At 72.9% G+C, this 14,387-nt stretch carries 13 protein-coding genes and 1 pseudogene; 6 read left to right on the top strand and 8 right to left on the bottom strand.

Annotation, left to right across the window (positions count from 1 at the left end; genetic code table 11):
• Positions 1 to 4: 4 nt before the first annotated feature.
• Both ACFVQG_RS06360 and ACFVQG_RS06355 read right to left on the bottom strand, forming a co-directional pair.
• Complete coding sequence (locus ACFVQG_RS06360) at positions 5 to 514, bottom strand: ATP-binding protein (protein WP_383377960.1); 510 nt, start codon at positions 512 to 514, stop codon at positions 5 to 7.
• 183 nt (positions 515 to 697) lie between these two features.
• A complete protein-coding gene (locus tag ACFVQG_RS06355) occupies positions 698 to 1,315 on the bottom strand; it encodes an HdeD family acid-resistance protein (RefSeq protein WP_383377454.1) in 618 nt (205 codons plus the stop codon).
• 66 nt (positions 1,316 to 1,381) lie between these two features.
• Here ACFVQG_RS06355 and ACFVQG_RS06350 point away from each other — a divergent pair, with 66 nt between their 5' ends.
• Positions 1,382 to 2,131 (top strand): enoyl-CoA hydratase/isomerase family protein, encoded by a 750-nt coding sequence (locus tag ACFVQG_RS06350; protein ID WP_383377452.1) that lies wholly within the window; start codon positions 1,382 to 1,384, stop codon positions 2,129 to 2,131.
• On the opposite strand, the pseudogene ACFVQG_RS06345 reads toward ACFVQG_RS06350, so the two are convergent.
• Positions 2,118 to 2,429: pseudogene (locus ACFVQG_RS06345) on the bottom strand (DJ-1/PfpI family protein); the annotation flags it as partial. The gene ACFVQG_RS06350 and the pseudogene ACFVQG_RS06345 sit on opposite strands and share 14 nt — an antisense overlap.
• A gap of 193 nt (positions 2,430 to 2,622) precedes the next feature.
• Here ACFVQG_RS06345 and ACFVQG_RS06340 point away from each other — a divergent pair.
• From ACFVQG_RS06340 to ACFVQG_RS06330, 3 genes are all read left to right on the top strand, one after another.
• Positions 2,623 to 2,760 (top strand): LPFR motif small protein, encoded by a 138-nt coding sequence (locus ACFVQG_RS06340; protein WP_383377450.1) that lies wholly within the window; start codon positions 2,623 to 2,625, stop codon positions 2,758 to 2,760.
• A gap of 78 nt (positions 2,761 to 2,838) precedes the next feature.
• Entirely contained in the window at positions 2,839 to 5,214 is a 2,376-nt protein-coding gene (locus tag ACFVQG_RS06335; protein ID WP_383377448.1) for a Tex family protein, read from the top strand.
• Positions 5,215 to 5,328: 114 nt separating this feature from the next.
• The gene (locus ACFVQG_RS06330; RefSeq protein WP_383377446.1) at positions 5,329 to 6,495 is read left to right on the top strand and encodes a serine hydrolase domain-containing protein; all 1,167 of its coding nucleotides are present in this window, start codon (positions 5,329 to 5,331) and stop codon (positions 6,493 to 6,495) included.
• A 2-nt stretch (positions 6,496 to 6,497) separates the two neighbouring features.
• On the opposite strand, the gene ACFVQG_RS06325 is transcribed toward ACFVQG_RS06330, so the two are convergent.
• Positions 6,498 to 8,138 (bottom strand): ABC-F family ATP-binding cassette domain-containing protein, encoded by a 1,641-nt coding sequence (locus tag ACFVQG_RS06325; RefSeq protein ID WP_383377444.1) that lies wholly within the window; start codon positions 8,136 to 8,138, stop codon positions 6,498 to 6,500.
• Positions 8,139 to 8,174: 36 nt separating this feature from the next.
• Positions 8,175 to 9,203, bottom strand: coding sequence for an oxidoreductase (locus tag ACFVQG_RS06320; protein WP_383377442.1), 1,029 nt, complete (start codon positions 9,201 to 9,203; stop codon positions 8,175 to 8,177).
• 66 nt (positions 9,204 to 9,269) lie between these two features.
• On the opposite strand from ACFVQG_RS06320, the gene ACFVQG_RS06315 reads away from it, so the two are divergent.
• Positions 9,270 to 10,226 (top strand): FAD-dependent oxidoreductase, encoded by a 957-nt coding sequence (locus ACFVQG_RS06315; RefSeq protein WP_383377440.1) that lies wholly within the window; start codon positions 9,270 to 9,272, stop codon positions 10,224 to 10,226.
• A 165-nt stretch (positions 10,227 to 10,391) separates the two neighbouring features.
• Here the strand turns inward: ACFVQG_RS06315 and ACFVQG_RS06310 are convergent, their stop codons facing one another.
• Positions 10,392 to 10,883 carry an ATP synthase F0 subunit B gene (locus ACFVQG_RS06310; protein WP_383377438.1) on the bottom strand — a complete coding sequence of 164 codons (492 nt, stop codon included), beginning with the start codon at positions 10,881 to 10,883 and terminating at the stop codon, positions 10,392 to 10,394.
• Positions 10,884 to 10,933: 50 nt separating this feature from the next.
• Positions 10,934 to 11,413: a macro domain-containing protein gene (locus tag ACFVQG_RS06305; RefSeq protein ID WP_383377436.1), complete on the bottom strand. Its 480-nt coding sequence runs from the start codon at positions 11,411 to 11,413 to the stop codon at positions 10,934 to 10,936.
• 73 nt (positions 11,414 to 11,486) lie between these two features.
• Here ACFVQG_RS06305 and ACFVQG_RS06300 point away from each other — a divergent pair, with 73 nt between their 5' ends.
• The gene (locus ACFVQG_RS06300; RefSeq protein ID WP_383377434.1) at positions 11,487 to 12,191 is read left to right on the top strand and encodes a MerR family transcriptional regulator; all 705 of its coding nucleotides are present in this window, start codon (positions 11,487 to 11,489) and stop codon (positions 12,189 to 12,191) included.
• Here the strand turns inward: ACFVQG_RS06300 and ACFVQG_RS06295 are convergent.
• Positions 12,177 to 14,363, bottom strand: coding sequence for a 3-hydroxyacyl-CoA dehydrogenase NAD-binding domain-containing protein (locus ACFVQG_RS06295; RefSeq protein WP_383377432.1), 2,187 nt, complete (start codon positions 14,361 to 14,363; stop codon positions 12,177 to 12,179). The genes ACFVQG_RS06300 and ACFVQG_RS06295 overlap by 15 nt on opposite strands.
• Between the last annotated feature and the right edge of the window lie 24 nt (positions 14,364 to 14,387).

Raw genomic sequence — 14,387 nt, 5'->3', positions numbered from 1 at the left:
CGGTCTAGAAGGGTCTCGTGGGCTTGAGCGGCAGTGCGGCCCAGATGACCTTGCCGCCGGTCGTCGTGTGCTCGACGTCGCACGCGCCGCCCGCCTCCCTGGTCACCTCGCGCACCAGCAGCAGGCCACGGCCACCGGTCTGGGCGTGGTCGGCCTCCAGGGCGGTGGGGCGGTAGGGGTGGTTGTCCTCCACCGACACCCGCACCCACTCGGCGCCGACGGCGACCTCGACGGCCAGCATCGGCGACAGCAGCGCCGCGTGCCGGACGGCGTTCGTGACCAGCTCCGAGACGATCAGCAGCAGACCCTGCACCAGGTCGTCCGAGGCCGGTACGCCCTGCCGCAGCAGCAGGTCCCGCACGGCGTGCCGCGCCTGCGGGACCGAGGCGTCCACAGCGGGCGCGGTGAACCGCCACACGCCTTCGTACGGCAGCGGTGCGGGCGTCGGCGGTTCGGGGGCAGCGTCCGTGCCGCCCGCGGGGCGTGGGTCGGGCCCGCGCCCGTGGTCGTCCATGGTCCGGTCGCCACCCTTGTGCTCGATGTGCTCGATTGTCGCCACACGTCGAGTGTTGGTAACGAGCCGCTCCGCGCCGCCAAGCTGAACGCAAGTCAGCGACTAATGAGCACATCTGACCGCCTGCGTATGACGCGGTCAGTTGAGGGACTGCTCCTGCACCACTCGTGCCGACTTGGCGAACTATTCGGGTTGTACGGGTTTGGTGGCGTCCGGCGCGCTCGCCTCCGACACCATGCCGATGACCCGGCGCCCGCCGAACCCCGTCGCGACCAGCCCGAGCCCGTCGAAAAGCAGCGCCAGTGAGAAGAACGTACCGATGACGTACTTGCTGCTGCTCGGCCAGGACCCCAGCACCAGGACGCCCAGGAGCAGACCGAAGGCGCCCTGCACCAGGGTCCAGCCGAACTGCGGGCCGCGCACCACCAGGCTGCCGACCAGGCGGAACACCCCGCCGGTGAGGAACAGCAGCGCGGCGAACATGGTCAGCGCCTCGGCGGCGGCCTCCGGCTCGCTGAGGATCACCACACCGGCCGCGATGTTCAGGGCGGCCACGACCACGCCCAGCCAGAAGAAGTTGCTGCCGCGTGCCTGGACGGCGTGCAGCAGGCCGACGGCGCCGCCGACCAGCAGCAGCCAGCCGAACAGGAGCATGGTGGTGAGGGTGGCGACGGCGGTGTAGACGAGTCCGACGAGCCCCGCGATCACCAGGATCACCCCGAGCGCCGCGAGCCATCCGAAGTCCCGGCTCAGCTTGCGCGTCTGGTCCTCCCGCGTCCCGTCCCGCGTGTGTCCGGCCATCGGTGCCCTCCTTCCAGGGGCCCCTCGATGATCGTGTGCGGGACGGTCACGGCTAGCATCCCGCGCATGGAGCCCCAGCTGTCGCACACCGTCGCCGATTCCGTGGCCACGGTCGTCATCGAGTACCCGGCCAAGCGCAACGCCATGACCGCCGCGATGTGGCGGGCGCTGCCGCCCCTGCTGGACGCCCTGGCCGCCGACCCGGCCGTACGGGTGCTGGTGCTGACCGGCGCGGGCGGCACCTTCTGCGCGGGGGCCGACATCTCGACGCTCCAGGGGTCGCCGCAGGAGGCGCAGGAGGCGGCGGTGGCCGCCGAGGAGGCCCTCGCCGCGTTTCCGAAGCCGACGCTGGCAGCGGTGCGCGGGCACTGTGTGGGCGGCGGGGCGCAGCTGGCGGCGGCCTGCGATCTGCGGTTCGCCGAGGACGGCGCGCTGTTCGGGGTGACCCCGGCGAAGCTGGGGATCGTCTACCCGGCGTCCGCGACCCGGCGGCTGGTGTCCCTGGTGGGACCGGCTGCCGCCAAGTACCTGCTGTTCTCGGGCGAGTTGATCGGCACCGACCGGGCGCTGCGCACGGGCCTGGTGGACGAGGTACTGCCCGAGGGCGAACTCGACCAGCGGGTGGCGGAGTTCACCCGCACTCTCGCCTCGCGTTCGCTGCTGACGCAGGCGGCGGCGAAGGAGTTCGCCGACGGCCGCGCGGACCGGGAGGCCCACTGGGCGAAGCAGGCGCGCGCCGGAGACGACACCGCGGAAGGTGTCGCCGCGTTCCTGGAGCGCAGGCAGCCGCGCTTCACCTGGGCTACGTCAGTTTGAGCCCGCTGCGTGCGCGGAACCGCTCCACGAGGTGGGCCGGGGCCTTGTCGGGGGATCCCGCGTCGTAGGGCGGCCGGGGGTCGTACTCGGTCAGCCACTGGACGGACCGGGCGTGTTCGTCGCCCGCGATCCGGCCGAGCGGGGCGAGCCCCCTGTCGATGCCGGAGGAGACCCCGGCGGCGGCGACGTACGTGCCGTCGGTGACCACCCGCTCCCCGGTGGGCTCCGCCCCGAACCGCTCCAGGACGTCCAGGGCCAGCCAGTGGGAGGTCACGCGGCGCCCCTCGAGCAGTCCCGCCCAGGGAGTGGTCCGGTACGGGGGTCGGCCGCTGGTGGCGCGTACGGTGCCGCCGTCCGGGCTGGCGGAGCGGACGCGGTAGCTGCCCGGAATGTGCTTCTCCGCCCTGCGGTCGCGCGGTGGCAGGCATGATCGGTGACAGACGGGTACCCGGACGCCACTCATCGGACGGGGGCAACGAAAGGGGACTCACGTGCTTCGTGCCATCGCGGATGTGCTCCGCCAGATCGGAGGCGCCGTGGCGACTGTGGTGACGCTGCCGTTCCGGGCACTGGCCCGGCTGTTCGGCGGCGCCTCCGGCTCGTCCCGGCGCGGGGCGCGCCGGGTCTGACCCGCCCTGATCCCCGGCTGTCGGTGCGACCTGCCACAATTGCCGCGCAACCCGAAGTGGAGAAGGCGGTACGGGATCGTGACGACACCCCTCACAGGGTCCATCGAAGGCAGGATCGCCGAGGAACTCGGCGTACGGGAGCGGCAGGTCAGGGCTGCCGTGGAGCTGCTGGACGGCGGTTCGACGGTGCCCTTCATCGCCCGCTACCGAAAGGAAGCGACCGAGACCCTCGACGACGCGCAACTGCGCACGATCGAGGAGCGGCTGCGCTATCTGCGGGAGCTGGAGGAGCGGCGGACCGCGATCCTGGAGTCGGTGCGCGAGCAGGGCAAGCTCACCGAGGAGCTTCAGGCCCGGATCCGGGGCGCCGAGACGAAGGCGCGCCTGGAGGACATCTACCTGCCGTTCAAGCCCAAGCGGCGTACGAAGGCGCAGATCGCCCGTGAGGCGGGGCTCGAGCCGCTGGCCGACGGCCTGCTCGGGGATCCGACGGTCGAACCCCTGTCCGCGGCGGCCTCGTTCGTCGACGCCGACAAGGGCGTGGCCGATCCGCAGGCGGCGCTGGACGGCGCCCGGGCGATCCTCACCGAGCGGTTCGGGGAGGACGCCGACCTGATCGGCGAGCTGCGTGAGCGGATGTGGGTGCGGGGGCGGCTGGCCGCCAAGGTCCGTGCGGGCAAGGAGGAGGAGGGCGCCAAGTTCGCCGACTACTTCGACTTCGCCGAGCCGTTCACGGCGCTGCCCTCGCACCGCGTCCTGGCGATGCTGCGCGGCGAGAAGGAGGAGGTCCTCGACCTCGTCCTGGAGCCGGAGGAGCCGACCGAGGGCCCGTCGTCGTTCGAGGGGATGATCGCCCACCGCTTCCAGATCGCCGACCGCGGGCGGCCCGCCGACAAGTGGCTGCTCGACACCGTCCGCTGGGCGTGGCGCACCCGTGTGCTGGTCCACCTCGGCATCGACCTCCGGCTGCGGCTGCGGACGGCCGCGGAGGACGAGGCGGTGCGGGTGTTCGCGGCGAACCTGCGGGACCTGCTGCTGGCCGCCCCGGCCGGGACCCGCGCGACGCTGGGCCTGGACCCCGGTTTCCGTACGGGGGTGAAGGTCGCCGTCGTCGACGCCACCGGCAAGGTCGTCGCCACCGACACGATCTACCCGCACGTCCCGCAGAACCGCTGGGACGAGGCGATCGCCAGGCTGGCCCGGCTGGCGAAGGAGCACGCGGTCGAGCTGGTCGCGATCGGCAACGGCACCGCGTCCCGCGAGACCGACAAGCTCGCCGCCGAGCTGATCACCAAGCACCCGGAGCTGAAGCTCACCAAGGTGATGGTGTCCGAGGCGGGTGCCTCGGTGTACTCCGCCTCCGCCTTCGCCTCGCAGGAACTGCCCGGCCTGGACGTGTCGCTGCGCGGCGCGGTGTCCATCGCCCGGCGGCTGCAGGACCCGCTGGCCGAGCTGGTGAAGATCGACCCGAAGTCGATCGGCGTCGGCCAGTACCAGCACGACCTGTCCGAGGTGAAGCTGTCGCGTTCGCTGGACGCGGTGGTGGAGGACTGTGTGAACGGCGTCGGAGTCGACGTCAACACCGCTTCCGCGCCACTGCTCGCGCGGGTGTCCGGCATCTCCTCCGGCCTCGCCGAGAACATCGTCGCCCACCGCGACACCAACGGGCCGTTCACGTCCCGCTCGGAGCTGAAAAAGGTGGCCCGGCTGGGCCCGAAGGCGTACGAGCAGTGCGCGGGCTTCCTGCGCATCCGCGGCGGCGACGACCCGCTGGACGCCTCCAGCGTGCACCCCGAGGCGTACCCCGTGGTGCGGCGCATGGTGAAGACCGCCGGGCAGGAGGTCGCCGCGCTGATCGGCAACACCGGTGTGCTGCGCTCGCTGCGGCCCCAGGACTTCGTGGACGAGACGTTCGGTCTGCCGACGGTGAGCGACATCCTCAAGGAGCTGGAGAAGCCTGGGCGCGACCCGCGGCCCGCCTTCAAGACGGCCGTGTTCAAGGAGGGCGTCGAGAAGATCGCGGACCTGGAGTCCGGGATGGTCCTGGAGGGCGTCGTCACGAACGTCGCCGCGTTCGGGGCCTTCGTCGACATCGGCGTCCACCAGGACGGTCTGGTGCATGTCTCCGCGATGTCCAGGACCTTCGTCAAGGACCCGCGCGATGTGGTCAAGCCGGGCGACATCGTCAAGGTGAAGGTCCTCGACGTCGACATCCCGCGCAAGCGCATCTCGCTGACGCTGCGGCTGGACGACGAGGCCGCCCCGCAGGACCGGCAGGCCGGTGGCGGTGGCGGCCGTCAGCAGCGCGGTGGGCGTCCGCCGCAGCAGCGGCAGGGGCGTGGCGGAGGCGGCGGTGGCGGTGGCGGCCGTCAGGCACCGGCCCCGGCGAACAGCGCGATGGCGGACGCCCTGCGGCGGGCGGGTCTGGTCGACCCGAAGAACGGCCGCCGCTGACGTCTGGCGTGAGCCGGGGACGGGGGTTGCGCCGGATGCAGCAGCACCGGCGGCCGGGGCGCGGGAGGGCGGGCGAAGCTGGACGCCCGTCCACCTCCCGCTCCCGGAGAGCCGATGCACATCCGTACCACGACCTCCCGTCACCGTGTTCCGCTCGGCCCCCGGCTCGGGGTGATCGCGCTGGTGGCGGCCTGTCTCGCGCCGGTCACCCCGGCCGTCGCCGACCCCTCGGCCACCCCGTCCGATCTACGGCGGCAGCTCGAAACGCTGGTCCGGGCGCCGGGCGGTCCGCCCGGCGTCATCGCCGTACTGCGCGACGGCGAGCGCACCCGGGTCGTCCGCACGGGCGTCGCGGAGCTGGGCACCGACCGGGCGCCGGACATCGACGACCACATGCGGATCGCCAGTACGGCGAAGGCGTTCAGCGGCGCGGTCGCGCTCTCCCTCGTCAATATGGGTGACCTGCGCCTGGACGACACCATCGGCTCCCGGCTGCCCCGACTGCCGCGCGCCTGGCACGCGGTGACGCTGCGCCAGCTCCTCAACCACACCAGCGGACTGCCGGACTACATCGAGAGCCCCGAGTTCCTCGCGGAGGTGCGGGAGGACCCCCGGCGGCGCTTCGACTCCCGCCGCCTGCTCGACTACGGCGCCGACGAGCCCCTGCGCTTCCGGCCGGGCGCCCGCTACGCGTACTCCAACTCCGACAACATCGCCGTGGCCCTGATGGCGGAGGCGGTCACCCGCACCCCGTACGAACGCCTGCTGGACGAACTGGTCTACCGCCACCTGGGACTGCGCCGGACCAGCCTGCCGCAGGGGTACGAGATGCCGGAGCCGTACCTGCACGGCTACGACGGCACGGAGGACGTCAGTGAGGCGCTGAGCATGTCGGGCGTGTGGGCGTCGGGCGGCATCGTGTCCACGCCCGCCGACCTGACCCGCTTCGTCCGCGGCTACGCCGGGGGCGCGCTGTACGGCGACCGGGTCGTGCGCGAGCAGCGCCGCTGGGTGAACGGCGCCTCCCAGCCCGCCGGTCCGGGCCGCAACGAGGCCGGGCTGGGCATCTTCCGCTACACCACCCGGTGCGGCACGGTGCTGGGCCACACCGGCAACCTCCCCGGCTACACCCAGTTGATCGCGGCCACCCCGGACGGCCGCCGCTCGCTGACCTTCTCCTCGACCACCCAGATCAACGAGGGCCTGAAGCCCGAGCTGCTGAGCAGGATGCGGGCGGTGCAGGAGGACTTCGTGTGCGCGCTGCTGCGCGGCAAGCGTTAGCGTTACCGCTCGGTCACCTTGCCGTCCGCGACCTCCAGGCGCCGGGTGACGTGCACGGCGTCCAGCATGCGGCGGTCGTGGGTGACCAGGAGCAGGGTGCCGGTGTAGGCGTCGAGGGCCGACTCCAGTTGTTCGATGGCGGGCAGGTCGAGGTGGTTCGTCGGCTCGTCGAGGACGAGGAGGTTGACGCCACGGCCCTGGAGGAGGGCGAGGGCGGCGCGGGTGCGTTCGCCCGGGGAGAGGGTCGCGGCCGGGCGCAGGACGTGGTCCGCCCTGAGGCCGAACTTGGCCAGCAGGGTGCGGACCTCGGCCGGTTCGGTGTCCGGGACCGCGGCGTGGAAGGCGTCCAGCAGCGGCTCCGGGCCGAGGAACAGCCCGCGTGCCTGGTCGACCTCGCCGAGCAGCACCCCGGAGCCGAGCGCCGCGTGCCCCGCGTCCAGCGGGACGCGGCCGAGCAGGGCGCCCAGCAGGGTGGACTTGCCCGCGCCGTTGGCGCCGGTCACCGCGACCCGGTCGGCCCAGTCGATCTGCAGGGAGACCGGGCCGAGGACGAAGCCGTCGCGGCGGACCTCGGCGTCGCGCAGGGAGGCGACGACGGCGCCGGAGCGCGGTGCGCCGGCGATCTCCATCCGCAGCTCCCACTCCTTGCGGGGCTCCTCGACGACCTCGAGGCGTTCGATCATGCGCTGGGTCTGCCGGGCCTTGGCGGCCTGCTTCTCGCTGGCCTCGCTGCGGAACTTGCGGCCGATCTTGTCGTTGTCGGAGCCCGCCTTGCGCCGGGCGTTCTTGACGCCCTTGTCCGTCCAGGCGCGCTGGGTCTGCGCCCGCTCCTGGAGGGCGGACCTCTTGTCGGCGTACTCCTCGTAGTCCTCGCGGGCGTGCCTGCGGGCCACCTCGCGCTCCTCCAGATAGGCCGCGTAGCCGCCGCCGTAGAGGGTGACGCGCTGCTGGGCGAGGTCGAGTTCGAGGATCTTGGTGACGGTGCGGGTGAGGAACTCGCGGTCGTGGCTGACGACGACGGTGCCCGCGCGCAGCGAGGTGACGAAGCGTTCCAGGCGTTCGAGGCCGTCGAGGTCGAGGTCGTTGGTGGGCTCGTCGAGCAGGAAGACGTCGTAGCGGGAGAGCAGCAGGGAGGCGAGTGAGGCGCGGGCGGCCTGGCCGCCGGAGAGGGAGGTCATCGGCTGGTCGAGGTCGACGGCGAGGCCGAGGGAGTCGGCGACCTCCTCGGCGCGCTCGTCGAGGTCGGCGCCGCCGAGGCCGAGCCAGCGCTCCAGGCTGGTGGCGTACGCGTCGTCGGCGCCCGGTGCCCCGTCGACCAGGGCCTGGGTGGCCTCGTCCATGGCCCGCTGGGCCGCGGTGACGCCGGTGCGGCGGCCGAGGAACTGGCGTACGGTCTTCCCCTCCCGCCGCTCCGGCTCCTGCGGCAGGTGCCCGACCGTCGCGGTCGGCGGGGAGAGCCGCAGGTCGCCCTGTTCGGGGGCGGTCAGTCCGGCGAGCATCCGCAGCAGCGTGGACTTGCCCGCGCCGTTGGCGCCGACCAGCCCGATGACGTCGCCGGGCGCGACGACCAGGTCGAGCCCGGCGAACAGGGAGCGGTCGCCGTGTCCGGCGGCGAGGTTCTTGGCGACGAGGGTGGCAGTCATCAGGCGGGGAATTCTAGTGGGCGCGGGTGACGGTCCTCAGTGGGCCACCGCCGCCACCAGCACGCCGCCCGCCGTCCGCGCGACCACGTAGGACTCCCCCTTCACGGCCCTGGCGTCCAGCGGGATGCGGTGGCCGCCCGGTTCGAGGACGTCGTCGAAGAGTTCCCGGGTGTGGGTGCGGTAGAGGCGGTCGAGACGGTACGCGGTCAGGCGGACCCGGCACGGTGAGGTGACCTCGACGCCCGCCTCGCCGTCGGCGGCGACCAGGCGGGTCAGTCGGCGCCGCTCGCGGGGGCTGCGGTCGAGGGCGTGTTCGATCTGGGCGACGAGCAGGGGGACGATCGGGGCGAGTCCGTCGACGTAGGACACCTCGATTCCGGCGCGTTCGAAAGCACCACGTACGGCGGTGCGTTCCCGCTCGCCGACGGCGCGGCCGAAGGCGACGGCGCCGTAGCCGCGCAGTTCGTCGGCGGGGACGTGTTCGGCGTCGCGGGTGATGTCGGCGCCGATGCCGATGGTGCGCAGGGCGGCGGCGAGCTTGGCGAGGACGGCGACGCGGGCGCCGATGAGCAGGACGCGGCGGCGGGCCGCGGGGTCGGTGTCCGCGGGGTCGAGCAGTGCGCCGAGCGCCGTGCGGTAGGCGACGCCCGCGAACCGGAACGGGCCTATGCCGTGGTAGCCGTTGAGCTGGAGGTCGACCTCGTCGCCGGTCTGCCAGGCGAAGTCCCGCCAGATGTAGTCGTCGTCGGCCCGTTCGATGACGGCGGTGACCGCGCCGCACGCCAGGTCGGCGCATTCGGGGCAGCCGTAGATGAGGTAACGGCCGCCGGGCAGGGGGGCGTCGGCCTCCAGCAGCAGGCCGCGGACCTGGGCGGTGAAGATGGCGGGCGGGACGTCGGAGGCGAGCGGGGAGACGGCGTCCAGGTCGGAGAGCTGGTACAGCAGCGGGCGTCCGTCGACGATGAAGTCCAGGAAGTCCCGGTGGACCTGGTAGCCGCCGTCCGCGAGGACGCCACCGGCGCGTATCGCCGGGGCCAGGCCGAAGGTCGCGTACACGGCAGACATGCTGTGAGTATTCCCGGAGCGGACCCGCCCTGAGCGCGGCATGACACATTCCGCTACGGTCCAGGCGTGGTGAGTGACAGCGGGGACGAGGTGATCGTCGTCGGCGGCGGGGTCATCGGGCTGACGACGGCGGTGGTGCTGGCCGAGCGCGGGCGGCGGGTGCGGCTGTGGACCCGGGACCCGGTCGAGCGGACCACCTCGGCGGTTGCCGGGGCCCTGTGGTGGCCGTACCGGATCGAGCCGGTGGCGCGGGCGCGGGCCTGGGCGCTGCGGTCGCTGGACGTGTACGAGGAGCTGGCCGGGCGGCCGGGGGTGACCGGCGTACGGATGGTCGAAGGGGTACTGGGCGAGACGGGGCTGGACGAGGTCGACGGCTGGGCGACGGCGCGGTTGCCGGGGCTGCGGGCCTCGACGCCCGCCGAGTACGCCGGGACGGGCCTGTGGGCGCGCCTGCCTCTCATCGACATGTCGACTCATCTGCCGTGGCTGCGGGAGCGGTTGCGGGCGGCGGGCGGCACGGTCGAGGACCGTACGGTCTCCGCCCTCCCCGACGCCGACGCGGCGGTGGTCGTCAACTGCACGGGCCTGGGCGCCCGCGCCCTCGTGCCGGACGGGTCGGTGCGGCCGGTGCGCGGGCAGTTGGTCGTGGTGACCAACCCCGGCATCCACACCTGGCTGGTCTCCACGGCCGCCTCGGGCGCGATGGCCTACTTCTTCCCCCAGCCGGGCGGCCTGGTCCTGGGCGGCACGGCCGAGGAGGACGCCTGGTCCCGCACCCCGGACCCGGCGGTGGCGGACGCGATCGTACGTCGCTGCGCGGCCCTGCGGCCGGAGATCGCCGGGGCCCGGGTCCTGGAGCACCGGGTGGGACTGCGTCCGGCACGTGACTCCGTACGACTCGAACGGCTGCGGCTGCCCGACGGGCGCGTGCTGGTGCACAACTACGGTCACGGGGGCGGGGGCGTGACGGTGGCGTGGGGGTGTGCGGAGGAGGCGGCGGGGCTGGCGGGGGCGGGTCGGTGAGGGCTGGGGCTGCCGAGTGAGGGGCCGGGTCCGCGGCGCGGCGGCGTGAGGGCGCGTGCGGAACGTCCGCTGGGGCGGATCGGCGGCACAGCGCGCGTACCGGGCGGCGCTGGCACGACGGCGGGGCCCGGGGCCGGTCCGGCGGAGCCTGTCACGCGGGCCGGTTCACCGGCCGTCGGTCGCGGGGGACGTCGGCTCGCTCTGGCCGAGCGGTTCGCCGACCAGGCGTCCGGCCAGTTCCGACGCCAACTCGGAGACGTACACCCGTAGTTCCGCCTCGGCCGCGGCCCGCTCGGACTCGAGGCGGGCGGCGGCCTGGGCGAGCATGCCGTCCCGTTCGCGGACGCCGTCGGCGCGGGCGGAGGCGATGAGGGCGGCACCCTCCTGCTCGGCGCGCCGCCGGATGCGGGCCGCTTCGTGCCGGGCCTGGGCGAGCACGGCACGTGCCTCGTCCCGCTTCTCCTCGGCGCGGGCCCGCACCTCCTCGGCCTGGTCGGCGGTCCCCTGCGTCATCCGCTCACGCAGCTCCAGCACGGCCCGCGCCCGCTTGAGCAGCCGCACCAGCGCGGCATAGCAGAGGGCGAACAGCACCAGCCCGACCACCAGGTCCGGGACCAGCGGATTCAACGGTCCGATGTCGACGGGCAGCAGCTCCATGCCGCTCCCCTACCCGCTGGCCCTCCGAAGCCATCCCCCGATGCGGCCGTTCAGTCGCCGTGGTCGTAGACGGTGACGCTGATACCGCGTGCTGTCAGCCGGTCGGTGACGAGGGGTTCGACCCGGGACCACTTGCCGCCCGCGAGGCCGCAGCCTATGCGGGGCATGTGGACGGAGGCGTCGAGGCGGGCCGCGTGTCCGGCGAGGTGGCCGAGGGCGGTGCCGATCGCCTCGTAGCGCACGGGGACGCCCTTGCTGCCGGTGCGTGTCCCGCGCTGGCCAATCATGTTGGCCACCCAGATGTACGGCTCCACCTGGACGAGCTGGACCGCGCCCAGGGCGAAGTCGCCCGCGGCACGGTCGCGGTGCCAGGCGCGGTACGCGGCCTCGGGCTGGGGCCAGCGCCGGGAGAGGGCGACGACGAAGCCCTTGCCCCAGCCGCCGATGTCGTTGCAGACATGGGCGATGATCTTCACGCCCTTCACCGAGGGCGCCGTGGCGTCGCCTCGGAGGTAAGTGATCCCCGTCATGACACCACCGTAGGCGCCCCCACTGACAACGGCCGGGTTTCACACTTCTGGTGAGACAGCGATACTGCTGCACATGGACACGCACGCCGAGGAGCTGACGCTGACCGTGGACGAGTTGGCCGCGCGGGCCGGGGTCACGGTGCGTACGGTGCGGTTCTACGGCACCAGGGGGCTGCTGCCACCCCCGGTGATCGGGCCGCGCAGGGTCGGGCAGTACGGGCGTGCGCATCTGGCGCGGCTGGAACTCATCGAGGAGTTGCAGCGGCAGGGCATGACCCTGGCCGGGATCGAGCGGTACCTCCAGCAACTGCCGCCGGACCTCAGCGCGCACGGCCTGGCCATCCAGCGGGCCGTGGTCGCCTCCTGGGCGCCGGACTCCGAGGAACTGGTGACGCGCGAGGAGCTGGACCGGCGGGCCGGGCGGGCGCTCGACGACGACGAGGTGGAGCGGCTGGTGGCCATGGACGTGGTGCGGTCCGGACCGGACGGCTACCACGTCGACCTCGGTGTGCTGCGGCTCGGGGTGCGGCTGCTGGACGTACCGCTGTCCCAGGAGGCGATCCTCGCGGCGCGCGAGGTTCTCACCGAACACTCGCGCGCCGCGGCTCAGGAGCTGGCCCGGCTGTTCCTCGACGAGGTGTCGGAGCGCGACACCCGCGACGTGCGGTCCCTGTCGGCGCACATGCACCCGCTGGTGGTGCAGGCGCTGCTGACGACGTTCCAGCGGTCGCTGCGGGAGGAGCTGGGCGAGGTGCTCACCCGGTCAGACGCGGGGTGAGTCGCTGAACGCCTCCCCCTTCTCCGCCTTCTCCACCAGCAGCACGGGCGGCGCGAACCGCTCCCCGTAGCGCTCGGCGAGTTCACGCGCGCGTGCCACGAAGCCGGGCAGGCCGCCGTCGTAGCCGTTGATGTACTGCAGCACGCCGCCGGTCCAGCCGGGGAAGCCGATGCCGAAGATCGAGCCGATGTTGGCGTCCGCGACCGAGGTCAGGACGCCCTCCTCCAGCAGGCGGACGGTGTCCAGGGCCTCGGAGAACAGCATGCGCTCCTGCATGTCCGCGAACGGGATCTCGTAGCCCGGCTTGGTGAAGTGCTCCCGCAGGCCCGGCCACAGGCCCGTCCGCCTGCCGTCGTCGCCGTAGTCGTAGAAGCCCGCTCCCCCGCTGCGGCCGGGGCGCTCGAACTCGTCCACCATGCGGTCGATGACGGCCTCGGCGGGGTGCTCCTGCCAGGTGCCGCCCGCCTCCTGCACGGCCCGCCTGCTCTCGTTGCGGATCTTCCGGGGCAGGGTGAGGGTCAGCTCGTCCATCAGGGAGAGGACCTTCGCGGGGTAGCCCGCCTGGGCCGCCGCCTGTTCGACCGACGCGGGCTCGACGCCCTCTCCGACCATGGCCACGCCCTCGTTGATGAAGTGCCCGATCACGCGGGAGGTGAAGAACCCGCGCGAGTCGTTGACGACGATCGGTGTCTTCTTGATCTGCCGGACCAGGTCGAAGGCGCGCGCGAGGGCCTCGTCCCCGGTCCGCTCACCCTTGATGATCTCCACCAGCGGCATCTTGTCGACGGGCGAGAAGAAGTGCAGCCCGATGAAGTCCTCCTGGCGCTCCACGCCCTCGGCGAGGGTGGTGATGGGGAGGGTGGAGGTGTTGGAGCACAGCAGCGCGTCGGGCTCGACGACGTGCTGGATCTCCTGGAACACCTTGTGCTTGAGCGCCGTGTCCTCGAACACCGCCTCGATCACCGCGTCACAGCCCGCGAGGTCGGCCGCCTCCGCGGTGGGCGTGATGCGGGCGAGCAGCGCGTCGGCCTTCTCCCGCGTCGTACGGCCCCGGGAGACCGCCTTGGCGCACAGTTTCTCGGAGTAGCCCCTGCCCTTGACGGCCGCCTCCAGGGAGACGTCCTTCAGGACCACGTCGATGCCCGCGCGGGCGCACGAGTAGGCGATTCCGGCGCCCATCATCCCGGCGCCGAGCACGGCGACCTTGCGCACCGGGCGGGGCTCGATGCCCTGCGGGCGGTTGGCGCCGGAGTTGACGGCCTGGAGGTCGAAGAAGAACGCCTGGATCATGTTCTTCGAGATCTGCCCGGCGGCCAGCTCGACGAAGTAGCGGGCCTCGATGACCTGGGCGTTCTCGAAGTCGACCTGGGCGCCCTCGACGGCGGCGGCGAGGATGTTGCGGGGCGCCGGGTAGGGGGCGCCATTGGTCTGCTTGCGCAGGTTGGCCGGGAAGGCGGGCAGGTTCGCCGCGAACTTCGGGTGGGCCGGGGTGCCGCCGGGGACGCGGTAGCCGGGCCGGTCCCAGGGCTGCTGGGACTCCGGGTGGGCGTCGATGAAGGCGCGGGCCCTGGCGATCATCTCCTCCGGGGTGTCCACCACCTCGTCGACGAGTCCGTTGTCCAGGGCGCGCCGGGGGCTGTACTGCTGGCCCTGGAGGAGGACCTTCAGCAGGGCGTCGGCGATGCCGAGGAGCCGGACGGTGCGGACCACGCCGCCGCCTCCGGGGAGCAGGCCGAGGGTGACCTCGGGGCAGCCGATCTTCGAGCCGGGGGCGTCGAGGGCGACGCGGTGGTGGCAGGCGAGCGCGATCTCGTAGCCGCCGCCCAGGGCCGCGCCGTTGAGCGCCGCGACGACGGGCTTGCCGAGGGTCTCGATGCGGCGCAGCTGGCGCTTGATGGCCAGGCCCGCCTCGAAGACGTCCTGCGCCGTCTCCGGGGTGACCCGGATGAGGTCGCGCAGGTCGCCGCCCGCGAAGAAGGTCTTCTTGGCGGAGGTGACGATGACGCCCCGGATGGCGTCCTTCTCGGCCTCGAGCCGGTCGGCGATCGCGGCGATCGACTCGCGGAACGCCTGGTTCATGGTGTTCGCGGACTGCGCGGGGTCGTCGAGGACGAGGGTGACGACGCCGGTGTCGTCCTGTTCCCAGCGGATGGTGGTGCGTTCGGTGGTCATCAGGTGTGCTCCAGGGAATCCGTC

This window comes from Streptomyces sp. NPDC057877, assembly GCF_042796855.1.
GTDB lineage: Bacteria > Actinomycetota > Actinomycetes > Streptomycetales > Streptomycetaceae > Streptomyces.
Note: the sequence above shows the minus strand (reverse complement) of the source record. Positions and strands in the feature narration are given on the sequence as shown.

What these genes read in the sequence shown, in the direction of transcription:
- ACFVQG_RS06325 (WP_383377444.1), bottom strand. Translation starts at nt 8,138, where the DNA reads ATGACTGCCACCCTCGTCGCCAAGAACCTCGCCGCCGGACACGGCGAC.
- ACFVQG_RS06295 (WP_383377432.1), bottom strand. Translation starts at nt 14,363, where the DNA reads ATGACCACCGAACGCACCACCATCCGCTGGGAACAGGACGACACCGGC.
- ACFVQG_RS06360 (WP_383377960.1), bottom strand. Translation starts at nt 514, where the DNA reads ATGGACGACCACGGGCGCGGGCCCGACCCACGCCCCGCGGGCGGCACG.
- ACFVQG_RS06355 (WP_383377454.1), bottom strand. Translation starts at nt 1,315, where the DNA reads ATGGCCGGACACACGCGGGACGGGACGCGGGAGGACCAGACGCGCAAG.
- ACFVQG_RS06305 (WP_383377436.1), bottom strand. Translation starts at nt 11,413, where the DNA reads ATGACGGGGATCACTTACCTCCGAGGCGACGCCACGGCGCCCTCGGTG.
- ACFVQG_RS06320 (WP_383377442.1), bottom strand. Translation starts at nt 9,203, where the DNA reads ATGTCTGCCGTGTACGCGACCTTCGGCCTGGCCCCGGCGATACGCGCC.
- ACFVQG_RS06300 (WP_383377434.1), top strand. Translation starts at nt 11,487, where the DNA reads ATGGACACGCACGCCGAGGAGCTGACGCTGACCGTGGACGAGTTGGCC.
- ACFVQG_RS06350 (WP_383377452.1), top strand. Translation starts at nt 1,382, where the DNA reads ATGGAGCCCCAGCTGTCGCACACCGTCGCCGATTCCGTGGCCACGGTC.
- ACFVQG_RS06330 (WP_383377446.1), top strand. Translation starts at nt 5,329, where the DNA reads ATGCACATCCGTACCACGACCTCCCGTCACCGTGTTCCGCTCGGCCCC.
- ACFVQG_RS06310 (WP_383377438.1), bottom strand. Translation starts at nt 10,883, where the DNA reads ATGGAGCTGCTGCCCGTCGACATCGGACCGTTGAATCCGCTGGTCCCG.